The following is a 22,491-nucleotide window of genomic DNA, read 5'->3' as shown; positions in this document are numbered from 1 at the left end:
GCGATGAGCGAGACGATCATTGCCAAGGTGGTGGACCGCGCGCAGGCGGCGATCGATCCGGCCGAAGGCATCGCGGCGGTCTCCGATCCGGGCTTCGGCGGCATCGATGTGTTCATCGGCAAGGTGCGCGACGTCAACATCGGCCGGCCGGTGACCGGGATCACCTACGACCTGTTCGAGCCGCTGGTGTTGAACGAGTTCAAGCGGTTGGCCGCCGAGGTCGAGGCGATGTTTGGCCCGAAGCTGAAGCTGTATGTGGCCCATGCCAAGGGCCGGCTCGGCATCGGCGATGTGGCGGTGGTGGTGGCCGCCGGCAGCCCGCACCGTGACGAGGCGTTCCGCGCCTGCCGGCAATTGATCGAGGTGGTCAAGCATCAGTGCCCGATCTGGAAGCAGGAACATTACGAAGACGGCGACAGCGCGTGGAGCGAGGGCTGCAGCCTCTGCCACGCGGACAGTGAACCTGCACATGCCCATGACCATGCGCACGATCATCAACATTGATGCCGGCGCAGCCACGCATGGCGTGGCTCTACTGCGATGAGCATCACCGGCATCGTGCTGGCCGGTGGCCTGTCCACCCGGATGGGCCGCGACAAGGCGCTGCTGCCGTGGCAGGGGCGCACGCTGCTGGAACACATGCGGGGCCTGTTGATGCAGGCTGGCGCACGCGAGGTCTGGGTCAGCGGAAATTACCCGGCGTTCGGCGGCATACCGGACCGCCTGGCACGTTGCGGGCCGCTGGGCGGGTTCTACAGCGTAGCGATGCGCATGCCCGATGGCCCGGCCTGGGTGGTGCCGGTGGATACACCGCTGCTGCCGCCGCGATTGCTACAGCAATTGCGTGACGGCCATCGCGGTCCATGCACGATCTTTGCGGGCCACCCCCTGCCCATGCTGGTGGATATAGACGATGCTTGCCGCAACGTACTTGGATCGATGCTGGATGACCCGGACGGCCCGCGCTCGCTGCAGGCCCTGCAGCGCCGTCTTGGCGTGAATTCCGTGGCCCTGGCGCCGGTTGACGAGGCCGGGCTGGTCAACTGCAATACCCCCGAACAATGGGAGGATGTTGCGTCATGAAAGTGCAGTTGCAGGACCAATCGGTACGGCTTCGCCTGGACGAGGCCGAACTGGCGCGCCTGCTGGCCGGTGAATCGGTCGAGAACATGACCCGCTTCGGCGGTATCGAGGGCTGGGGCATGGCGGTGTCGCTGCATGGCGGCGAGCGGCCGGTGCTGCTCGATGGTGGCACCTTCTGCCGCCTGGTGCTGCCGCGCCCGGCGGTTGAGGCCTTGGCGGCGCGGCTGCCGTGCCGGGATGGCCTGCCATTCGACATTGCCCTGGAAGATGGCAGCCGGCTTCAGCTGCAGTTCGATGTGGACGTGCGCGACAGCGTGCGCCAGCGCGGAGTCACGCGCCGCAATACCGCTTCATCGGTTTGACATTTGTCAGGGGCAGGGTGAAAACCGGCCCCTGATTGATCCAGATCAACCCCGTCGTAGTTGCCGCACGGCCTAATGGCTGCACGACGACGGGTCACAACTTGAAAGCAATACCCACGTCATTCCACAGCCTTGGAGCCATGTATGACCGTCGGTAGCGATCCTGTTGTCCGCAGCACTGCCCGTCCGGGTCGCGTCATCAGCGACTGGACGCCGGAGGACCCCGGCTATTGGGAGCGCACCGGCAAGCGGGTTGCCACCCGCAACCTGGTCATCTCGATCCCCTCGCTGCTGCTGGCCTTCTCGGTCTGGGTGCTGTTCTCGGCGGTGTCGATCAGCCTGCCGAAGATCGGCTTCAACTTCAGCACCGACCAGCTGTTCTGGCTGGTGGCGCTGCCCAGCCTGTCCGGCGCGACCCTGCGCATCTTCTATTCGTTCGTGATCCCGATCTTCGGCGGCCGCCGCTGGACCGCGCTGTCGACCGCCTCGCTGCTGGCGCCGACGCTCTGGCTCGGCTTTGCGGTGCAGGACCCGGCCACGCCGTACTGGGTGTTCGTGGCCATCGCGATCCTGTGCGGCTTCGGTGGCGCGAACTTCTCATCGTCGATGTCCAACATCTCCTTCTTCTATCCCAAGCAGAAGCAGGGCCTGGCGCTGGGCCTGAACGCTGGCCTGGGCAATGTGGGCGTGTCGGTGGCGCAGGCGGTGATCCCGCTGGTCATCACTGTAGGCGTGTTCGGTGCGCTGGGTGGTGCACCGCAGCCCACGGTGGAGGGTGGGGCACCGCTGTTCCTGCAGAACGCCGGCTTCATCTGGGTGCCGGCCATCGCGCTGTGCGCCATCGCGGCCTGGTTCGGCATGAACGACCTGACCAGCGCCCGCTCGTCGTTCTCCGAGCAGGCGGTGATCTTCCGCCGCAAGCACAACTGGCTGATGTGCTGGTTGTACATCGGTACCTTCGGTTCCTACATCGGTTTCTCGGCCGGCTTCCCGATGCTGGTGAAGAGCCAGTTCCCGGACGTGAACCCGCTGGCCTACGCCTTCATCGGCCCGCTGCTGGGCGCACTGATGCGCTCGGTGGGTGGCAGCATGGCCGACCGCTGGGGTGGCGCACGCCTGACCTTCTGGGTGTTCGCGCTGATGATCGCCGCGGTGTTCGGTGTGTTGCACTTCCTGCCCAGCGATGGCCAGGGCGGCAACTTCCATGGCTTCCTGCTCAGCTTCATGGCGCTGTTCGTGCTCAGTGGCATCGGCAACGGCACGACCTTCCGCATGATCCCGGTGATCTTCCGCACGCTGCATGAGCGCTGGTCGGCCAACGACAACGCCGAGGGCAAGGCTACCGCCGCGCACCAGGCCAGCATCGAGTCGGCTGCGGTGGTCGGCTTTTCCGGTGCGATCGGCGCCTACGGCGGTTTCTTCATTCCCAAGAGCTACGGCTCGTCCATTACGTTGACCGGCAGCCCCGACATGGCGCTGTACGGATTCGTTGTTTTCTATGTCACCTGCCTGGCCGTGACCTGGTGGTGGTACTACCGGCGCGGTGCCGAGACACCCTGCTGACGACATGAAAACGCACCGCATCCAGATGACACACACAGCCACGATGCCGATGTCCGCAAAGGGAGATCCCCGATGAGTTATTTCCTCGATCGCTTGCAGTTCTTCAAGCGTGACCCCCAGACCTTTGCCGATGGCCATGGATTTGCCAAGAGCGAGGGCCGCGACTGGGAAAACAGTTACCGCGCCCGCTGGCAGTACGACAAGATCGTGCGGTCCACCCATGGGGTGAACTGCACCGGCTCCTGCAGCTGGAAGATCTACGTCAAGAACGGCCTGGTCACCTGGGAAACCCAGCAGACCGATTACCCGCGCACGCGTCCGGATCTGCCCAACCATGAACCGCGTGGCTGCCCGCGTGGCGCCAGCTACTCCTGGTACCTGTACAGCGCCAACCGGCTGAAGTACCCGCTGATCCGCGGCACGCTGCTGCGCCTGTGGCGCGAAGCGCGCAGGAGCAAGGCCCCGGTCGATGCCTGGGCCAGCATTGTTGAAGACAAGGAGAAGGCGCGTTCGTACAAGACCCGCCGCGGCATGGGCGGCTTCGTGCGCCTGCAGTGGGAAGAGGCCAACGAGATCATCGCCGCTTCCAATCTGTACACGGTGAAGCAGTACGGCCCGGACCGCGTGGTCGGCTTCTCGCCGATTCCGGCGATGTCGATGGTGTCCTACGCCGCCGGCGCGCGTTACCTGTCGCTGCTGGGCGGCGCCTGCCTGTCGTTCTACGACTGGTACTGCGATCTGCCGCCGGCCTCGCCGCAGATCTGGGGCGAGCAGACCGACGTGCCCGAATCGGCCGACTGGTACAACAGCCGCTACATCATCGCCTGGGGCTCGAACGTGCCTCAGACGCGTACGCCCGATGCGCACTTCTTCACCGAAGCGCGCTACAACGGCACCAAGACGGTGGCGATCTGCCCGGACTATTCCGAGCTGGCCAAGCTGACCGACCACTGGCTGCACCCCAAGCAGGGCACCGACGCTGCGCTGGCGTTTGCGTTCGGCCATGTGATCCTGCGTGAGTTCCATGTCGATTCGCCCTCGCAGTATTTCCAGGACTACTGCCGCCAGTACTCGGACATGCCGATGCTGGTGCGCCTGGAGCGCCGCGACGATGGCCGCCTGGTGGCGGGCCGCTTCCTGCGCGCCAGTGAGCTGGGCGGGCTGGGTGAAGCCAACAACCCGGACTGGAAGACCCTGGCCTACGACGAGAACAGCGGCCAGATCGTGGTGCCCAATGGCTCGATCGGTTTCCGCTGGGGTGAAAAGGGCCGCTGGAACATCGAAGAGAAGGCCAGCAATGGCGCCGACACGCGCCTGCGCCTGAGCTTGTCCGACGCCAATGACGGCATCGAGGCGGTGAGCTTCCCGTACTTCGGTGGCATTGAAAGCGACGGCTGGACCGCCGCACCGGCCGAAGACGTACTGGACCGCAACATTCCGGTGCGCCGCCTGGCCACGGTCGACGGCGGCGAGACGCTGGTGGCCACGGTCTACGATCTGCTGCTGGCCCAGTACGGCGTGGACCGTGGCTTTGGCGGCGGCAACGTGGCATCGAGCTTCGATGACAGGGTGCCGGGCACGCCGGCGTGGCAGGAGCGCATCACCGGCGTGTCGCGCGCCGAGGTGATCGAGATCGCCCGCGAGTTCGCGCGTACCGCCGACAAGACCCACGGCCGCTCGATGATCATCGTCGGCGCGGGCATGAACCACTGGTTCCACAACGACATGAACTACCGCGGCCTGATCAACATGCTGATCATGTGTGGTTGCGTGGGCCAGACCGGCGGCGGCTGGGCGCATTACGTGGGCCAGGAGAAGCTGCGCCCGCAGACCGGCTGGCAGCCGCTCGCGTTCGGCCTGGACTGGAGCAAGCCGCCGCGCCACATGAACGGCACCTCGTTCTTCTATTTCAACACCGGGCAGTGGCGTTACGAGAAGCTGCAGGTGGACGAGCTGCTGTCGCCGCTGGCCGATGCCCGCAAGTACAGCGGCAGCCTGGCTGACCTGAACCTGCGCGCGGTGCGCATGGGCTGGCTGCCGAGCACCCCGCAGCTGGACCGCAACCCGCTGCAGTTGGTGCGCGAGGCCGAAGCGGCCGGCGTGGCCCCGGCGGACTACGCGCTGGGCAAGTTCAAGGATGGCTCGCTGGACTTCGCCTTCGCCGACCCGGACGCCAGTCAGAACCACCCGCGCATGATGTTCATCTGGCGCTCGAACCTGCTCGGTTCCTCGGGCAAGGGCCACGAGTACATGCTGCGGCACCTGCTGGGTACGCGCCACGGGCTGCAGGGCAAGGACCTGGGCGAAATGGGCGCAGTGAAGCCGCAGGAGGTGAAGTGGCGCGACGAGGCGCCGGAAGGCAAGCTGGACCTGCTGGTCACGCTCGACTTCCGCATGTGCACCACCGCGCTGTACTCGGACATCGTGCTGCCGACGGCAACCTGGTACGAGAAGGACGACCTCAACACCTCGGACATGCACCCGTTCATCCACCCGCTGTCCAAGGCGGTGGACCCTGCGTGGGAATCGCGCAGCGACTGGGACATCTTCAAGGAGGTGGCCCGCACCGTGAGCGAGATGGCGCCGGGCGTGCTGGGCGTGGAGAAGGACCTGGTGCTGGTGCCGACCCTGCACGACACCCCCAACGAGCTGGGCATGCCGTTCGGCGTAGCCGACTGGAAGAAGGGCGAGTGCGAGGCCATTCCGGGCCAGACCATGCCGTCGATGACGGTGGTGGAGCGTGACTACCCGAACCTGTACCGCAAGTTCACCTCGCTCGGCCCACTGCTGGACAAGCAGGGCAACGGCGGCAAGGGCATGAGCTGGGACACGAAGCACGAGGTCGAGTTCCTCGGCAAGTTGAACCACACCGTGCACGAAGAAGGCATAAGCCAGGGGCGCCCGGCCATCTCGACCGCGATCGACGCGGCCGAAGTAATCCTGCACCTGGCGCCGGAAACCAACGGCCACGTGGCGGTGAAGGCCTGGGAATCGCTGGGCGCCTTCACCGGTCGCGAGCATACGCATCTGGCGGTGGGCAAGGAGCACGAGGCGATCCGCTTCCGTGACATCCAGGCGCAGCCGCGCAAGATCATCTCTTCGCCGATCTGGTCGGGACTGGAAGACGACAACGTCAGCTACAACGCCGGCTATACCAACGTGCACGAGCTGATTCCGTGGCGCACGGTGACCGGTCGCCAGCAGTTCTACCAGGACCACGAATGGATGATCGACTTCGGCGAGGCCTTCATGAGCTATCGCCCGCCCGTCAACACGCGCACGGTGGAGCCGCTGCTGAACCAGCGCCCGAACGGCAACAAGGAGATCGTGCTGAACTGGATCACCCCGCACCAGAAGTGGGGCATCCACAGCACCTACAGCGACAACCTGATCATGCAGACGCTGTCGCGCGGTGGTCCGATCGTGTGGATCAGCGAGGATGACGCGCGCAGTGCCGGCATCGTCGACAACGACTGGATCGAGCTGTTCAACGTCAACGGTGCGATCGCCGCGCGTGCGGTGGTCAGCCAGCGCGTGATGCCGGGCATGGCGATGATGTACCACGCGCAGGAACGCATCATCAACGTGCCGGGCTCGGAGATTTCCGGCACCCGCGGCGGCATCCACAACTCGGTGACCCGCATCGTGCTCAAGCCGACTCACATGATCGGCGGCTACGCGCAGCTGGCCTATGGCTTCAACTACTACGGCACCTGCGGAACCAACCGCGACGAGTTCGTGATCGTGCGAAAGATGGACAAGATCGATTGGCTGGACGATGAGGCAGTACCTGCAGCTGTAAAGGAGGTGGTGTGATGAAGGTCCGTGCACAGATCGCGATGGTGCTGAACCTGGACAAGTGCATCGGCTGCCATACCTGCTCGATCACCTGCAAGAACGTCTGGACCTCGCGCGAGGGCGTCGAGTACGCCTGGTTCAACAACGTGGAAACCAAGCCGGGCATCGGCTACCCGAAGGAATGGGAGAACCAGGACAAGTGGAACGGCGGCTGGGTGCGCAGCCGCGCCGGCAAGCTGGTGCCACGCGCAGGTGGCCGCTGGCGCATGCTGGCCAAGATCTTCGCCAACCCGGACCTGCCGCAGATCGACGACTACTACGAGCCGTTCGATTTCGACTACCAGAACCTGCACACCGCCAAGGACAGCCAGCACCAGCCCACCGCACGCCCGCGTTCGCTGATCAGTGGCGAGCGCATGCAGAAGATCGAGTGGGGCCCGAACTGGGAGGAGATCCTCGGTTCGGAGTTCAGCAAGCGCTCACGCGACTACAACTTCGACCAGGTGCAGAAGGAGATCTACGGCGCCTTCGAAAAGACCTTCATGATGTACCTGCCGCGCCTGTGCGAGCACTGCCTGAACCCGGCGTGCGTCTCGGCGTGCCCCTCGGGCGCGATCTACAAGCGCGAGGAAGACGGCATCGTGCTGATCGACCAGGACAAGTGCCGCGGCTGGCGCATGTGCGTGTCGGCGTGCCCGTACAAGAAGATCTACTACAACTGGAAGAGCGGCAAGTCGGAGAAGTGCATCTTCTGCTACCCGCGCATCGAGATGGGTGAGCCAACCGTGTGCTCGGAAACCTGCGTGGGCCGCATCCGCTACCTGGGCGTGATGCTGTACGACGCCGACCGCATCGCCGAGGCCGCTTCGGTAGCCGCCGAGAAGGACCTGTACCAGGCCCACCTGGACATCTTCCTGGACCCGAACGATCCGGCAGTGATCGCCGCCGCGCGCAAGGAAGGCATCCCGGACAGCTGGCTGGATGCGGCCAAGCAGTCGCCGGTGTACAAGCTGGCGATCGACTGGAAGCTGGCGCTGCCGCTGCACCCGGAATACCGCACGCTGCCGATGGTCTGGTATGTGCCGCCGCTGTCGCCGATCCAGTCCGCCGCCGAGCGTGGCCGCGTGGGCATGAGCGGCGAGCTGCCGGACGTGGCGTCGCTGCGCATCCCGATGCGCTATTTGGCCAACCTGCTGACGGCCGGTGACGAGGCGCCGGTGGTACGCGCGCTGGAGCGGCTGATGGCGATGCGTGCCTGGCGCCGGGCCAAGAACGTGGACGGCGTGGAAGACACCGCCGTGCTGGAACAGACCGGGCTGAGCATCGCCCAGGTGGAAGAGATGTACCGCTATCTGGCCATTGCCAACTACGAGGACCGTTTCGTGATTCCGACCGGCCACCGCGAGTACGCCAACGACGCCTTCGGTGAGCGCGGCGGCTGCGGCTTCAGCTTCGGAAACGGCTGCAATGGTGACAGCCCGGCGGACCTGTTCGGGCAGCGCAAGACCACCACCTTCGTGGTGGACAAAGGCCCGAACCAGCGCCGCAAGGAGGTGGTGTGATGAGCGTGCTCAAGCTGGTCGGGGTGTTGCTGGACTACCCCCGCGAGGAACTGTGGGAGCACGGCGAGGAGCTGCTCGCCGCCTGTGACGACCCGGCGCTGAACCCCGCCCGCCGCCAGCAGCTGCGCAGCTTCGTGCAGCAGCTGCTGGCCACCGATGCGCTGGATGCACAGGCGGCGTGGCTGGCCAGTTTCGACCGCGGCCGTTCGATGAGCCTGTTGCTTTTCGAACACATCCATGGCGAGTCGCGCGACCGCGGCCAGGCCATGGTCGATCTGGTCGAAACCTACCGCCGCAACGGCTTCGAACTGGATGCCCGCGAGCTGCCGGATTACCTGCCGTTGCTGCTGGAGTTCCTGGCCCACCGCCCCGGTAGCGAGGCCCGCGAGTGGCTGCACCACATCGGCCATATCGCCGGCATGCTGGCCGCGCGTGCCGCCGAGCGTGAGCTGCCGCACCGGGTGCTGTTCGAGATCCTGGTCGAAGCCGGTGACGGCAAGGCCGATCTGCAGGCGCTGCGCCAGCGTGCCAGCGAGGAAGTCCGCGACGATACCGCCGAGGCCATGGACCGCTTGTGGGAGGAGGAGGCGGTGCGCTTCGGCGCCGAAGCCCCTGCCGAAGACTGCAAGCCGCCCGTGCGTTCGCCGGCCCGTCCTTCGCATCGTGAGGTCCAGCCATGAGTTACTCCCTGCATCAATTCGCCTTCCAGTACTACCCGTACATCGCCGTGGCAGTGCTGCTGATCGGCAGCTGGGCCCGCTATGACAAGGCCATGTACACCTGGCGCACCGGCTCCAGTCAGATGCTGTCGGACAAGGGCATGCGGCTCGGCAGCAACTGCTTCCACATCGGCATCCTGGCCATCCTCGGCGGCCACCTGGTCGGGCTGCTGACGCCGCACGCGGTGTACGAGCACTTCATCACCTCCTCGCAGAAGCAGATGCTGGCGATGGTGGTCGGTGGTGTGTTCGGCGCACTGTGCTTCATCGGCATCAGCATCCTGCTGGTACGCCGCCTGTTCAATGCGCGTGTTCGGGCTACCGGCAGCTTCGGTGACACCCTGGTGCTGGTGCTGCTGTTCGCGCAGCTGTGCCTGGGCCTGTACAGCATCCGCGTCTCGTCCGGTCACCTGGACGGTGGGGTGATGGTGCAGCTGGCCGAGTGGGCGCAGCACATCGTGACCTTCCGTGCCGGAGCCGCTGATTACATCGAGGGCGTCAGCTGGGTCTACAAGATGCATATCTTCCTGGGCCTGACCCTGTTCCTGATCGCGCCGTTCACCCGCCTGGTGCACGTATGGAGCATTCCGATCAGTTACCTGTGGCGGCCCTACCAGGTGGTGCGCCGCCGTCAGGCCACGCTGCGCTATGGGCCGCGGGAGTAAACCATGCGCAGCCTGCCGAAATTCCTGCCGATTACCGTGATCGACTCCGCCGCACCGGTTCCCGCCGAGGCGCATTCGCACCACCATGACGCGGCGGCGCAGGGGCCGCGTTCGCTCGGGCAGCCGGCACCGTGCCGGCTGTTCGTGGACGAGACCGCGATCAGCGAGGCCGACATCGCCCGCGAGATGCAGCACCACCGGGCGATGCGCCCGCAACAGTCACGTGCCGAAGCGGCACGCGCACTGGTGGTGCGCGAACTGCTGCGCCTGGAAGCGCAGCGGCTGGGCCTGCAGGCGCCGGAGGGTAACCGGGTAAGTGACGAGGAAGTGCTGATCCAGCAGCTGCTGGAAGACGCGATCGAAGACCGCGTGCCGACCGATGAAGACTGCCGGCGCTACTTCGAGCAGAACCCGGAGCGCTTCCGCTCCCCCGACCGTGTGCGCCTGCGCCATATCCTGCTGGCCGCACCGGCCGACGACGTGGCCGGGCGCTTCGCTGCACGCACCGAGGGCGAGCGGCTGGTCGGACTGCTGAAGGAGTCGCCGCACCTGTTCGCCGATTTCGCCCTGCGTCATTCACGCTGCCCGTCCAGCAGCGAAGGCGGTGACCTGGGCTGGCTGCAGCGTGGGCAGACCACGCCGGAGTTCGACCGACAGGTGTTCCGCCTGCGCGAAGGCCTGGCCGGTTTCCCGGTGGAATCGCGCTGGGGCTACCACGTGGTCTGCGTCGATGCCCGCGAGGAAGGCCAGCCGCAGCCGTTCGAGGCCGTGCTGCCGCAGCTGCGTGACTACCTGGAGTTGCAGGTGCGGCAGCGCGAGGTGCAGGCCTACCTGCTGCAGTTGCAGGAACGCTACCCGGTGCGCGGGCTGGATGAGATCGAAGCCGAAGCGGATATCGGCTGAACCCCTTTGAACGAGGAAAATTCATGAACCAGGCCCTTGCCCCCGCCAGTGCCGGGCAGCAGCAACGTGCGCTGTGGCTGAGCACGTTCGCCTTCACCGTGTGCTTTGCGGTGTGGATGATCTTCTCGATCATTGGTATCCAGATCAGTCAACAGCTCGGCTTGAATGACACCCAGTTCGGTCTGTTGATCGCCACGCCGGTGCTGACCGGCTCGGTCAGCCGCGTCTTCCTCGGCATCTGGTCCGACCAGTTCGGTGGCCGCAAGGTGATGGTGCTGGTGATGCTGTGTGGTGCAGTCGCTACCTGGATGCTGACCTACGCACAGACCTACAGCCAGTTCCTGGTTGCCGCGCTGTGCGTGGGTATCGCCGGCGGCAACTTCTCGGTGGGCGTGGCCTACGTCTCGAAGTGGTTCCCGGCCAGCAAGCAGGGCACTGCGCTGGGCATCTTCGGTGCCGGCAACATCGGTTCGGCGGTGACCAAGCTGCTGGCGCCGCTGGTGATGGTGGCGGCCGGCTGGACCATGGTTGCCAAGGTCTGGGCCGTCGCGCTGGCGGTCACTGCGGTGCTGTTCTTCCTCTTCAGCAAGGAAGACCCGTCTCTGGAACAGCGCCGCCGCGAAGGCGTGAAGCCGGTGCCGTTCGCCGAGCAGATGGCACCACTGAAGAACCTGCAGGTATGGCGGTTCTCGCTGTACTACTTCTTCGTCTTCGGCGGCTTCGTGGCGCTGGCGTTGTGGCTGCCGCACTACCTGGTTGGCGCCTATGGCATGGACGTGGGCCACGCCGGCATGCTGGCGGCGTGCTATTCGATCCCGGCCAGCCTGTTCCGCGTGGTCGGTGGCTGGATGTCGGACCGGATGGGCGCGCGCCGGGTGATGTACTGGACCTTCGGCGTGTCGGCCATCTGCACCTTCCTGCTGGCCTACCCGGAGACCGAGTATGTGGTGAAGGGTATCCACGGGCCGCTCCATTTCCATCTGGCCATCGGCGTGGTGATGTTCACCGTGCTGGTGTTCGTGCTGGGCTTCTTCATGTCGCTGGGCAAGGCCGCGGTCTACAAGCACATTCCGGTGTATTACCCAAGGCATGTGGGCGCGGTGGGCGGCGTGGTCGGCATGATCGGCGGCCTGGGTGGCTTCGTCCTGCCGATCGTGTTTGGCGCGTTGAACGATGCGGTGGGCATCTGGAGCAGCTGCTTCATGCTGCTGTTCGTGCTGGTGGCGGCTGCACTGGCGTGGATGCATTTCGCGATCCGCCGCATGGAACGTCGCCACTTCCCGCAGATCGACCGCGAAACCGACCTGCCCGAAGCCATCGACGCGGCCGCCGCCGAGCGGGTGCGCGGCGGGTGAAGGGTGCTGCCGGCCAGCGGCCGGCACTACCAGGACGATACGCGGCGGGTGAAGGGGTGATGCCGACCAGCGGCCGGCACGACCGAGTGGTGGGTGAAAGGGTAGTATCGGCCGCTGGCCGGCAGGAACCATCAGATGCGCCACGCTTGATTTCAATCAGGGCCACGCGAAGAGGAACGCCCGAAGATGTCTGCCATGAGCTTCCACGTTGACGAGAGCGAGGACACTGCGCTGCAGGCGGCATTGCTGCGGCAGCCACGGCACGTGCTGTTTCCGCCGGCTGACCAGTTCAGTACCGGCTTTGGCGAAAGCGGGTGGCGCGCCGCCGTGCGCGCCAGCAACGAGCACCTGATCCCGCGTGGTTTGACGCTCGGCTTCCAGGCGGGTCGTGGCGGGCGCGACGTGCCACCGCAGGCGTATCTGGACACCCTGCTGCTGGCGCTGCGCCTGCAGGCCGGCGCGCTGGCTGAAGATCGCGAGGTGGTGGCAATGGTGCTGCAGTTGGGGCTGGCCGAGACGCTGCCGCCACCGCAGCTGGGCCAGCTGCTGGATGCCGTGCCGCAGTACTTGCGCACCGTGGCGCGGCCACAGGTGGAGGTGCGGCTGGACGCGGGCAGCACGCTGGCGCCGGCACAACTGCGTGCGGTGGGCTGCACCCGCCTGAACGTGATCGATCGCGCCGATGCACCCGGGCCGACGCTGCTGGCGCATGCGCGACAGGTGGGCTTTACCGCGCGCTACTACCAGTTGCGGGTGCCCGGCAGCGCGGATACCGGCTTCATCGAACGACTGCATGAGGTGCTGGCCGAAGCGCCCGAGCGCATCCTGCTGCCGGCGCCTTGCGCGCTGCCAGAGCATCCCTCGGCGGCACGATGGCTGCAGAGTTGGCGCCTGCTGCGCGCAGCAGGCTACGAACCGATCGGTGGTGACCACTACCAGCGCGGCGACCTGCCGATCCCGCATGGCCCGGGCGATGGCCAGCGTCATTGTGACCTGGCCGGCGTGCCACGCCGCGACCGCAGCGATTTCATCGGGCTTGGCCTGTCCGCCTGCAGCCAGATCGGCGAGGTGTTCTACCGCCTGGAGGACGAACTGGGCGAATGGAGTGCGCGGCTGCAGGCCGGGCATATGGGCGTGTCTGCCGGATTGATCCTGTCCGAAGACGAGCGACTGGCGGCCGAGGTGGCGCAGAGTATCGCCTGCGATCACGCGCTCGATGCGGTTGCCTTCGAATGGCGCAACGATGAACCATTCGAAGAATGCTTCGCCGGGCAGCTGCCAGCATTGGCACCGTTGCTGGCGCGCGGCTGGGCGCACTGGGATGCGCGCGTGCTGCGGCTGGCCGAAGAAGGGCGCCTGCTGTGGCGTATGATGGCCGCATGCTTCCGGCCGGCGGCCGCCATCGCTTGAGTCTTGCCCAGATGTCTTCGAATCCGCCTTCGCACGGCCGCCTTGGACAGGCCACCCCGAACCCCGCCGCCGCCGATGACGGCGACGCGCTGCACTTCTGCAGCACCTGCGCGTTTTCCGACGCCTGCATGTCGCAGGGCTACGACAAGACCGCACTGGGCGATCTGCACGTGCTGGTCGACCACGTCGGTCCGTTCCATGCGGGTGACTACATCTTCCGCGCTGGCGAGTCGTTTGATTCGATTGCTGCGGTGCGCGCCGGCATGGTCAAGACCTTCGTCGACGACAGCCAGGGCAACGAGCAGGTGCTGGGCTTCAGCCTGCCGGGCGAAGTGATCGGCCTGAATGCGATCCACGGTTCGCGCTTCCCCTGCAATGCGGTGGCGCTGGATACGGTGCATCTGTGCCGCATCTCGTTCCCAAAGCTGAGCTCGCTGGCCACGCGCATGCCCGGGCTGCAGGCCAAGCTGTTCAGCCTGCTCAGTGCGGAGATCGGCAAGGTCGCCACGCTGGCCGCCAACCACCGTACCGAAGAGCGCATGGCCGCATTCCTGCTGGACATGTCCGAGCGCTACGCGCGGCGCGGTTTTTCTGCCACGCGCTTCAACCTGACGATGGCGCGTACCGAGATCGCCAACTACCTGCGGATGGCGCCGGAAACCGCCAGCCGCGTGCTGCGCCGCCTGAGCGATGATGGGATCATCGCGGTGAAGCAGCGTGAGATCCTGCTGCTGCAGCCCGAGCGCCTGGCCGCGCTGGCGGTGGCCGACGAATCCGATCCGAACTGAACCTGGCCGGGAGCCGACGATGAAGCGAGCTGGACTGTTGTTGCTGGGCCTGCTGGCCACGGTGCCGGCCTGGGCGGCCACGCTGACCGTTTCGGCCGCATCGAGCCTGACCGAGAGCTTCCGCGAACTGGGCAATGCCTATGAGAAGGCACACCCGGGCACCAAGGTTGATTTCAACTTCGCCGCGTCCGGCGTGTTGCTGCAACAGATCAGCCGCGGTGCGCCGGTGGATGTGTTCGCGTCGGCCGACGAAACCACGATGGACCAGGCCCAGCAGCAGGATCTGCTGGCGGCCGGCACCCGCGAGGTGTTTGCAGTGAACGCGCTGTGGGTGGTGGTGCCGCCGCAGGCCAAGGCGGCGCCGCGTACCTTGAAGGACCTGGCCGGTGCCGGTGTGCAGCGCATCGCACTGGGCAACCCGGACAGCGTGCCGGTCGGCCGCTATGCCAAGGGTGCGCTGGAAGTGGCGGGCCTGTGGTCGTCGGTGCAGGGCAAGACCATCACCACGCAGAACGTGCGTCAGTCCCTGGATTACGTGGCGCGCGGTGAAGTGGATGCCGGCTTCGTCTATGCCACCGATGCGCAGGCGATGCCCGACCGGGTGCGCCGTGCGTTCGCGGTGCCGGTGTCCGGGCGCATTGCGTATCCGCTGGCGGTGACCAGGGCCAGTACGCAGCCGGCAGAGGCACGGCGCTTCGCTACCTTCGTGCGTTCGGCACAGGGCCAGGCGATTCTGGCCAAGCATGGGTTCGGCAAGCCCTGAGGCATGGATCTGGACTGGACCGCGCTGGGGTTGTCGCTGAAGGTGGCCGGCTGGGCCACCGCGATCAATCTGGTGCTGGGCGTGGCGCTGGGCGCGTTGCTGGCCCGCCGTCGCTTCCCCGGGCGCGAGCTGCTGGATTCGCTGCTGACCCTGCCGATGGTGCTGCCACCGACGGTGCTGGGGTACTACCTGCTGGTGTTGATCGGTCGCAATGGTCCGATCGGTGCGTGGCTGCAGTCGTGGTTCGGCATCAACCTGGTGTTCACCTGGCAGGCGGCCGTGATTGCTGCTGCGGTGGCCTCGCTGCCGCTGGTGTTCAAGCCGGCACGCGCGGCGTTCGAGGAAGTGGACGGGCAGCTGGAGCAGGCCGCACGCACGCTGGGTGTGTCCGAAGTGGCGGTGTTTTTCCGCATCACGCTGCCACTGGCGTGGCGCGGCATCCTCGCCGGCCTGCTGCTGGCGTTTGCGCGCGCAATGGGCGAGTTCGGCGCGACGCTGATGGTGGCCGGCAGCATTCCGGGCCGGACGCAGACGTTGTCGATCGCCATCTACGAGGCGGTACAGGCCGGCCAGGACGGCAAGGCCAATGCGCTGGTGATTCTCACCTCGGTGGTCTGCATCGTGATCCTGTTGCTGGCCGCGCGGCTGGTGGGCGGGCGTCGCCGGGAGCTGCGCGATGTGGCTTGACCTGCAGGTGCAGCGTCGCCTGCAGGCGGCCGGCCAGGAGTTCGTGTTGGACGTATCGCTGCAGTGCACGCAGCGGCAGGTGGTGTTGTTCGGGCCTTCGGGCGCGGGCAAGAGCCTGACCTTGAAGGCGGTGGCCGGGCTGCTGCGGCCGGGCCAGGGTCATGTGCGCGTGCAGGGGCAGACCCTGTTCGATGCGGCCACCGGCGTGGATCTGCCGCCGCAGCGCCGCCGGCTGGGCTATGTGTTCCAGGATTACGCGTTGTTCCCGCATCTGAGCGTGCGCCAGAACGTGGCGTTCGGGCTGGAGAAGGGGTGGTTGAATCCACGGAACCGCCAGCGCTTCGGTGCGGTGGAGCAGTGGTTGCACGCCTTCCGCATCGACACCGTGGGTGATCTGCTGCCCTCGCAGATTTCCGGCGGGCAGCGCCAGCGCACCGCACTGGCGCGGGCGCTGGTGACGCAACCGCAGGCGCTGCTGTTGGATGAACCGTTCTCCGCACTGGACCACGACCTGCGCCAGCACCTGCGCCAGGAGCTGGAAACCGTGCTGGACCGGACCGGGATCCCGTTGTTGTTGATCAGCCACGACCCGCAGGACGTGGCCATGTTCGGCCAGCAGGTGGCGCGCATGGTGGACGGCCGCATTGTCGGCAATTGACCCGTGATGGACGCACCGGCGATGGTTGGTCACATCTGATGGTAGTGCCGGCCGCTGGCCGGCAACCACGGAATCCTGAGCAGCCGGCCAGCGGCCGGCTCTACCGGTTCAAGGTCCGTGCGGTCCGGTGGTCATGGATCAGTACAACTCGCAGTGGGTGCGGCCTTCGCCCCGCAACGCGTCCCAGTGCCCTTCACCACCGATGGCATCGATGGCCTTGCGCACCGCGCCTTCCAGGTGGCTCTTGTTGCCGCACAGGTACAGGTGCCCACCGCGGGCCAGGACATCACGCACCTCGCTGGCGCGCTGCTGCAGCACGTGCTGCACATAGACCTTTTCGGCGCCATCGCGCGAGAACGCGGTATGCAGGCCGGCCAGCACGCCTCGCGTGTGCCAGTCCTGCAGCTGGTCGCGGTACAGGTAGTCGTGCTGGCGGTGCTTCTCGCCGAACACCAGGTGCACTTCACGTTCGCAGGCGTTGGCCTGCAGTTCCTGCATCAGGCCCATCAACGGTGCGATGCCGGTGCCGGTGCCGACCAGCAGCAGCGGTGCCTGGCCGGTATCGGGCAGGTGGAAGCCGGGGTTGGAACGGCAGTACACCCGGGCGTGGTCGCCGCCGTGCAGCAGGCTGCCGGTGGCGGTGCCGAAGCGCTCGCGGTCGCGCAGGGTGTAGCGCACTTCGCGCACGCACAGGCTCAGCTGGTCGTCGCAAGGGTGAGAGGCGATGGAATAAGCGCGAGGCAGCCGCGGTGACAGCAGCCCGCGCAGCCGGGCCAGAGGAACGCTGTCCGGGGTGGCGTGGTCCTGCAGCACGTCCAGCAGGTCCAGGCCGTGCAGGTAGGCGTCCAGCTCGCGCTTCTGGCTGACCTTCAACAGGCCCTTCAGTACCTCGCTACCGCCGAGCCTGGCCAGTTCGCGCAGTACGCCCTTGCTCAGCAGGCGCAGCTCGCGGTCGTGCAGGGCGGCCACGGCGGCGGTGTCGCCATACCAGGCAGCCAATGCCTGCAGCAGGGCGGGATCGTTCTCGGGTACCACGTGCAGGGTGTCACCTGCGCGGTAGGCCATGCCACTGCCGGCAATGTCCAGCTGCAGGTGCCAGGCAGCGGGGTCGCTGCTGTTCAGGCGGCGACGTTCGAGAATGGGGGCGGCAAACGCATTGTCTTCGCCATAGGCGGTGACCTGCAGGCGCAGGTCCTGGCCAGCGTTGAGGTCGCCCTCCAGCACCTGGCCGAGCACCGGCCGCCATTGCTGGAAGAACTGCTCGTAGCCCAGGTCGGCGTCCACCCGATGCAGCAGCGGCTGCGCCTGGCGCTCGCTCAGTGCAGCATCCAGCGCCTTGGTGAAGCCGCAGAAGCTCGGGTAGCCGGTGTCACCGAGGCCGAACACTGCATAGCGCAGCCCAGCCAGCGTCGGGGTCTGGCGCAGTGTTTCGAAGAACTGTTCGCCATTGGCCGGCGGTTCGCCATCGCCGAACGAGCTGGAAATCGCCAGCAGCACGTCGCCGTGACCGAGACTGGCCACCTCGATGTCGTTGAAAGGGAGCACCTGCGGCGCGTGCGGCTGCAGGTCCGCGCCCAGGCGCTGGGCCAGGGCGCGGGCATTGCCCGACTCGGACGCGAAACCCACCAGCAGGCGGCTGAAGGGCGTACTGGTCGGGAGGGCGTTCACGCGGCCTCGTAGAAGTCGTCGAACTTTTCCTTGCTGAACTCGACCAGCTCGTAGTTCTGCATCAGGTCGTTCACCACGCGGCGGATGCTGATGTAGGAGGTGATGTTGCCGTCGGCGTCGAACAGCGGTTGCACGGTGGTGTCGACCACGTAGAGCACGCCGCCCTTGCCGAGGTTGGGCACGATGCCGGTCCAGGTCTTGCCGGCCTTGATGGTGTCCCACATGTCCTTGTAGACCGCCTTGGGCACATCCGGGTGGCGCACGATGCTGTGCGGCTGGCCGATCAGTTCCTCGCGGGCGAAGCCGGTGAGGGTGCAGAACAGGTCGTTGGCATAGGTGATGTTGCCCTGCAGGTCGGTGGTGGAGATCACCATGACGTTCTGCATGGCGTTCAGCAGCTGGGCGTTGTCGGGGGTGTAGCTCATCGCAGGGTCCTTGTGGATGCCGGTAACGCCGGCGTGTTCGGGTCCTGCATAGAGATACGCCCGCACCGCAGCGGGCGGTTTGACATTGGTCAAGCGGGTGGCGCGAAGAGCTGCGACCGGGTGTCGCAGGGAGCGTTCACTGCTGCAGGGGAAAGCCGATCGTCTTGTGGCAATGCTGCACGAGGTGGCGACCTCCCTCATTGATGTGCAAGGTGTCTGCGTCACCGAAGAACCGCAGCAGTGCTGCCCCGGTCGTACTGCCCGCGTGCGCGGAGCGTCTGGCTGCAGATGGCAGGAACGGATCAGCTCGCGGATCGTGTCAGCCCGGGAGGTTCGCGCGCGCAAGGGTGCCTTCGATCAGCAACTGCGCACATGCGCCAGCCAGATAGGCGACTGGTTCCCGTTGCCGGCCGCGCCGAGGCTGCCCTGACAATGCGGTGGCGATATGCTGGAACTCATGAGCGGTGGTGGCGATCACGCGCCTGCGCAGCGAATCAGCGTCCGGGCCGGAGGGAAACCAGAAGCTGACCACCTGGCCCGGCCGCTCTGGTCCTGGCAGTTGTCGCCAGATGCCGCCTCCGTCACTTACGATCGTGAGCTGATAATGCACAGGCGTCCGTTCCTGCCCATTGGCCTCGAGCGGCAGTCCAGCGGATCGTGCAGCGGACTCGCAGAGCTGTGATGCTTGCATGGCCGAAAGCGCTCCATCTGCCCAGAGAAGTCGAGTTGCGACGGATGACCACCCGCACTCGATGGACCGATTGGGATACTCCGAGCTTTCCGGGCCGGGTAGCACCGACACTGTGCTGATCTTCAGATGTGAGGATGGGCCTCGCAGCAGGGTGGCATACCCTCCATCGGGACTGACCAGGTCCCGGGGAGGCAGTTGGATGGATTGGCACGCACTTGTGGCCAGAAGGATTGCCGCCAGCCCAGCATAGAGCCCGAGGGCGGAGCCCGATTGGGTACGCTTGGGCTGACGGCGCTGCATCAGGGGGTCAGCCCGCCAGCAGAGATGAGGGCGATACCGATTGCTGCCACGATAGCTCGTAGATTGCTCATTGGTACTCTCCAGGTTTGACGTCGATTGACCGATCAGTTCAACTCGCTGGCTCGGTACTCAATGCGTATCGACTCTGGCTCGATCAGGCAATCGGAATTGTTTCAAACACCTGCAGTAGTTGGCTCCGGGTCACATTCGATGCACCAGAGACATGCGCAGGTCGCGCCAATGGCGACACTTGCGCATCCAGTCACACCCTGTGGGGAAGTCGCGGGCGCGTCAGCCCATCAGATAGCGCAGCACACCCGCCGAGACCACGCCGATCAGCACCGTCGGCAGCATCGACAGCCGCGTGGCGGCCAGCAGGGTGATCGCCAGTGCGGCCAGGTCGGCCGGCTTGTCGGCGACGAAGTCCGGGGCGATCACCGAGATCAGCACGCAGCCCGGCGCGGCTTCCATCACCGTCACGGCGCGTTTGCTCAACGTGCGGTTGCGCAGCGCGAGGAAGCCGACGATGCGGGTCAGGTAGGTGGCGGCAGCCATCAGCACGATGGTCAACACCGAGGTCCAGTGGATCAGTCCATTGAAGATCATGCCGGGTCCTCCGCCAGCAGCCAGGCGGCGGCCAGGCCGGCCAATGCGCCGCTGGCCACGTACCACGCGCCCGGGATCAGCACGTAGGTGGCGGCGGCGACGACCAGGCTGACCAGCCACGGTCTAGCCGCCTTCATGCCCTGCCACATGCCGCGCAGCAGTACCAGGAACACGGCGGGGAAAGCCATGTCGAAGCCATAGGCGTGGATGTCGCCCAACATCGGCCCGACGATCGCACCGAGTGCGGTGCAGGCCACCCAGACGGTGTACAGGCCTGCCGACACGCCCAGGTAGTAGGCCAGGCTGAAGCCCAGCGCGCGTCGACGCGCATCGGCCACGCCCATTGCCCAGCTTTCGTCGCACATGAAGAACAGCGCCGGCAGCACGCGGCGGCGCGGCAGGTGCTGCAGCAGCGGGGCCAGGCTGGCGCCCATCAGCAGGTGGCGGCTGTTGACCAGCGCGGTGATCGCCACGATCAGTGCGATGTGCGGTGGCGAGGTCCACAGTTCGACGGCGGCGAACTCCGAACCGCCAGCGAAGTTGAGGCCGGTCATCAGCGGTACTTCCAGTGCGCTCAGGCCCTTCTGGGCCGCCTGCGCGCCGAGCACCAGGGCGAACGGAATGAAGCCGATCATCACCGGTACGGCGGCGCGCAGGCCGCGCAGGAATTCGGCACGCGGCGCGGTATCGCAGGTGTCTGGCAGGGGGAGGGTGGTACGGGCGTCCATGGAACGGCACGACGAGGTGGGGGTGGCCCATGCTAGCGGTCCGATCACGAAATCGGGTTGCGTTGATGCCACTGGATTCTGGATGATTGATATTCCATGCGGCAAGAGTCGACCAGGACGAAATTTCATGCAGTACCAGCTCGACAACCTTGATCGCCGCATCCTCGACGCCCTGCAGCGCGACGGCCGCCTGCAGAACCTGGAGCTGGCCCGTCTGGTCGGGCTGTCGCCGTCGGCCTGCCTGCGCCGGGTGCGTCTGCTGGAGGAGGGCGGCTACATCGACCGCTATGTGGCGCTGTTGAACGAGGTCAAGGTGGGCCGCGGCTTCACCGTGTTCGTGCGGGTGTGGCTGCGCGGGCAGGACGAGGACACCACCAATCACTTCATCAACAGCATCAAGTCTTTCCCGGAAGTGCTGGAATGCCATCTGATGGCCGGTGACTGCGATTTCCTGCTGCGGGTGGCGGTGGCCGACCTTGATGCCTACCGGCAGTTCCAGATGCAGCACCTGAACCGGATCGCCGGAGTGCAGAACACCAAGACCGAGATTCCGATGCAGCGGATCAAGCAGACGACCCAGCTGCCGCTTTGAGGGATGGGGTTTGCGGCCGGGCTGCACCCGGCACCCGCGGGTAGTGCCGGCCGCTGGCCGGCAACCTCAGAAGCAACGGCCGAAGCAACAGCGTGCATTCCGTGGGATGGCGGGGTGGGTCCGGTTGCAGGGGACGCCGTAAACCCTTCCATGGGGGCTTGGCCGCGGCATCCATGCCGCGGACACCCCTGCAACCGGACCCACCCCGCCTTCGACAGTTTCCCACGACCTGTCGGGGTCGGATCCCGTTGCTGCGCAACGGGCTCTGACCCCAGGGGCAGATGATCATGTCTGTTCGATTCATTGATTCCTGATGCGTGACTGGCCCCACGGAGCCTGCCTCGGCGTCAGCCGTGGCGGCGGTCATCGCAATGACATGTGCCCTCGGTACGGTTTGAGCCCGCTTGCGGGTCGCGCGTGGGCCGGGGTTCCGGTTGTGGTGCGCGACCGTTGCAGCTGCTGTCGCTGCCGAGGGTCATGTGTTCTACGTCAGGGGGCTGAATGGACACCATGCGGTCAGAACTTGGAAGGTGGCCATCGCCGCATGGCTGCTGCTGTCCTTTGCCGCTGCCGCACAGGACGCGGTTCACGCCTACGACATCCCTGCGCAGCCGCTGGAACAGGCGGTCGAGCGCTTCAGTGTCATCAGTGGGTGGTCGGTGATGTACCCCGGCGACCTTGCTTCGGGCCGCAGCAGCCATGCGCTGCGCGGGAGCCTGGCGCCGCTTGTGGCGCTGGAGTCGCTGCTGCAGGACACCGGGATCGAGGCAGAGGTGATCGGCGAGCAGCGTGTGGTGCTGCGCCGGGGCAAACCCTCGGCCGCGGAACCCGGTATTGGCGCGGGGCTTCCCGAGGCCGAACGCCGGCGTCGCTACGGCGGGTTGCAGCAGCGGCTGCGTGCGGCGTTCTGTGACGACCCGGAGATTGCGCCCGGCCGCTATGCCGCAACGCTGCGCTTCCGCATCGACGGCGCGGGCCAGGTAAGCGAGCCGGAGCTGCTGTCCGGCAGTGGCAGTGATCGCCGCGACGCACGCCTGCTGCAGGCGCTGCAAGGCCTGGTGCTGGCGACCGAGGCCGCCGCGCTGCCACAGCCGGTGACGCTGCAGATCCGTCCTTCCGGCACCGACCACGACTGCGGCCGGCGCGCGCCCCTTCCATGACTTCA

22 protein-coding genes are annotated in these 22,491 nt (G+C 66.3%); 17 read left to right on the top strand and 5 right to left on the bottom strand.

Going from position 1 to position 22,491, the window contains the following annotated elements; genetic code table 11:
• Positions 1 to 3: 3 nt before the first annotated feature.
• From ACS0OT_RS11305 to ACS0OT_RS11235, 15 genes are all read left to right on the top strand, one after another.
• Entirely contained in the window at positions 4 to 504 is a 501-nt protein-coding gene (locus tag ACS0OT_RS11305) for a molybdenum cofactor biosynthesis protein MoaE (RefSeq protein WP_164093576.1), read from the top strand.
• A gap of 36 nt (positions 505 to 540) precedes the next feature.
• The gene (gene mobA / locus ACS0OT_RS11300) at positions 541 to 1,083 is read left to right on the top strand and encodes a molybdenum cofactor guanylyltransferase (protein WP_164093575.1); all 543 of its coding nucleotides are present in this window, start codon (positions 541 to 543) and stop codon (positions 1,081 to 1,083) included.
• Complete coding sequence (locus tag ACS0OT_RS11295) at positions 1,080 to 1,445, top strand: hypothetical protein (RefSeq protein WP_053499740.1); 366 nt, start codon at positions 1,080 to 1,082, stop codon at positions 1,443 to 1,445. Before mobA ends, ACS0OT_RS11295 begins: the two co-directional genes overlap by 4 nt.
• A gap of 144 nt (positions 1,446 to 1,589) precedes the next feature.
• Positions 1,590 to 3,008, top strand: coding sequence for a NarK family nitrate/nitrite MFS transporter (locus tag ACS0OT_RS11290; RefSeq protein WP_053499738.1), 1,419 nt, complete (start codon positions 1,590 to 1,592; stop codon positions 3,006 to 3,008).
• Positions 3,009 to 3,080: 72 nt separating this feature from the next.
• On the top strand, positions 3,081 to 6,824 hold the full coding sequence (locus ACS0OT_RS11285) for a nitrate reductase subunit alpha (protein ID WP_235648679.1): 3,744 nt from the start codon (positions 3,081 to 3,083) through the stop codon (positions 6,822 to 6,824).
• A complete protein-coding gene (narH, locus tag ACS0OT_RS11280; RefSeq protein WP_065177652.1) occupies positions 6,824 to 8,368 on the top strand; it encodes a nitrate reductase subunit beta in 1,545 nt (514 codons plus the stop codon). The genes ACS0OT_RS11285 and narH overlap by 1 nt, the downstream gene beginning before the upstream one ends.
• Entirely contained in the window at positions 8,368 to 9,048 is a 681-nt protein-coding gene (gene narJ / locus ACS0OT_RS11275) for a nitrate reductase molybdenum cofactor assembly chaperone (RefSeq protein WP_005416842.1), read from the top strand. Before narH ends, narJ begins: the two co-directional genes overlap by 1 nt.
• Positions 9,045 to 9,752 carry a respiratory nitrate reductase subunit gamma gene (narI, locus tag ACS0OT_RS11270; RefSeq protein WP_005416840.1) on the top strand — a complete coding sequence of 236 codons (708 nt, stop codon included), beginning with the start codon at positions 9,045 to 9,047 and terminating at the stop codon, positions 9,750 to 9,752. The genes narJ and narI overlap by 4 nt, the downstream gene beginning before the upstream one ends.
• 3 nt (positions 9,753 to 9,755) lie before the next feature.
• The gene (locus ACS0OT_RS11265; RefSeq protein ID WP_065177653.1) at positions 9,756 to 10,655 is read left to right on the top strand and encodes a peptidylprolyl isomerase; all 900 of its coding nucleotides are present in this window, start codon (positions 9,756 to 9,758) and stop codon (positions 10,653 to 10,655) included.
• 23 nt (positions 10,656 to 10,678) lie between these two features.
• Positions 10,679 to 12,010 carry an MFS transporter gene (locus tag ACS0OT_RS11260; RefSeq protein ID WP_442255820.1) on the top strand — a complete coding sequence of 444 codons (1,332 nt, stop codon included), beginning with the start codon at positions 10,679 to 10,681 and terminating at the stop codon, positions 12,008 to 12,010.
• A 195-nt stretch (positions 12,011 to 12,205) separates the two neighbouring features.
• A complete protein-coding gene (locus ACS0OT_RS11255) occupies positions 12,206 to 13,420 on the top strand; it encodes a coproporphyrinogen III oxidase (protein WP_442255819.1) in 1,215 nt (404 codons plus the stop codon).
• An 11-nt stretch (positions 13,421 to 13,431) separates the two neighbouring features.
• Positions 13,432 to 14,208, top strand: coding sequence for a helix-turn-helix domain-containing protein (locus ACS0OT_RS11250; RefSeq protein ID WP_005416832.1), 777 nt, complete (start codon positions 13,432 to 13,434; stop codon positions 14,206 to 14,208).
• A gap of 19 nt (positions 14,209 to 14,227) precedes the next feature.
• A complete protein-coding gene (gene modA / locus ACS0OT_RS11245) occupies positions 14,228 to 14,971 on the top strand; it encodes a molybdate ABC transporter substrate-binding protein (RefSeq protein ID WP_111128609.1) in 744 nt (247 codons plus the stop codon).
• 3 nt (positions 14,972 to 14,974) lie between these two features.
• A complete protein-coding gene (modB, locus tag ACS0OT_RS11240; RefSeq protein ID WP_065177657.1) occupies positions 14,975 to 15,658 on the top strand; it encodes a molybdate ABC transporter permease subunit in 684 nt (227 codons plus the stop codon).
• The gene (locus tag ACS0OT_RS11235; protein ID WP_065185683.1) at positions 15,648 to 16,316 is read left to right on the top strand and encodes a sulfate/molybdate ABC transporter ATP-binding protein; all 669 of its coding nucleotides are present in this window, start codon (positions 15,648 to 15,650) and stop codon (positions 16,314 to 16,316) included. Before modB ends, ACS0OT_RS11235 begins: the two co-directional genes overlap by 11 nt.
• A gap of 138 nt (positions 16,317 to 16,454) precedes the next feature.
• Here ACS0OT_RS11235 and ACS0OT_RS11230 read toward each other — a convergent pair whose 3' ends face one another.
• The 5 genes from ACS0OT_RS11230 to ACS0OT_RS11210 form a co-directional block, all read right to left on the bottom strand.
• On the bottom strand, positions 16,455 to 17,984 hold the full coding sequence (locus tag ACS0OT_RS11230; RefSeq protein WP_329843816.1) for a sulfite reductase flavoprotein subunit alpha: 1,530 nt from the start codon (positions 17,982 to 17,984) through the stop codon (positions 16,455 to 16,457).
• The gene (locus ACS0OT_RS11225; protein WP_005416824.1) at positions 17,981 to 18,409 is read right to left on the bottom strand and encodes a PAS domain-containing protein; all 429 of its coding nucleotides are present in this window, start codon (positions 18,407 to 18,409) and stop codon (positions 17,981 to 17,983) included. Before ACS0OT_RS11225 ends, ACS0OT_RS11230 begins: the two co-directional genes overlap by 4 nt.
• A gap of 319 nt (positions 18,410 to 18,728) precedes the next feature.
• Positions 18,729 to 19,100, bottom strand: a complete 372-nt coding sequence (locus ACS0OT_RS11220; protein WP_442255818.1) for a hypothetical protein — start codon at positions 19,098 to 19,100, stop codon at positions 18,729 to 18,731.
• 591 nt (positions 19,101 to 19,691) lie between these two features.
• The gene (locus ACS0OT_RS11215) at positions 19,692 to 20,006 is read right to left on the bottom strand and encodes an AzlD family protein (protein ID WP_005409898.1); all 315 of its coding nucleotides are present in this window, start codon (positions 20,004 to 20,006) and stop codon (positions 19,692 to 19,694) included.
• Entirely contained in the window at positions 20,003 to 20,734 is a 732-nt protein-coding gene (locus ACS0OT_RS11210) for an AzlC family ABC transporter permease (protein ID WP_442255817.1), read from the bottom strand. Before ACS0OT_RS11210 ends, ACS0OT_RS11215 begins: the two co-directional genes overlap by 4 nt.
• 127 nt (positions 20,735 to 20,861) lie before the next feature.
• On the opposite strand from ACS0OT_RS11210, the gene ACS0OT_RS11205 reads away from it, so the two are divergent.
• Both ACS0OT_RS11205 and ACS0OT_RS11200 read left to right on the top strand, forming a co-directional pair.
• A complete protein-coding gene (locus ACS0OT_RS11205; RefSeq protein ID WP_135274011.1) occupies positions 20,862 to 21,326 on the top strand; it encodes an Lrp/AsnC family transcriptional regulator in 465 nt (154 codons plus the stop codon).
• A gap of 479 nt (positions 21,327 to 21,805) precedes the next feature.
• Positions 21,806 to 22,486 (top strand): TonB C-terminal domain-containing protein, encoded by a 681-nt coding sequence (locus tag ACS0OT_RS11200; protein WP_329953560.1) that lies wholly within the window; start codon positions 21,806 to 21,808, stop codon positions 22,484 to 22,486.
• The last annotated feature ends 5 nt before the right edge of the window (positions 22,487 to 22,491 follow it).

The sequence above is a fragment of the Stenotrophomonas maltophilia group sp. RY12688 genome, assembly GCF_052149045.1.
In the GTDB taxonomy this organism is placed as follows: Bacteria; Pseudomonadota; Gammaproteobacteria; order Xanthomonadales; family Xanthomonadaceae; genus Stenotrophomonas; species Stenotrophomonas sepilia.
The sequence above is the reverse complement of the archived record's forward strand: the minus strand, read 5'-3'. Positions and strand labels throughout refer to the sequence as shown.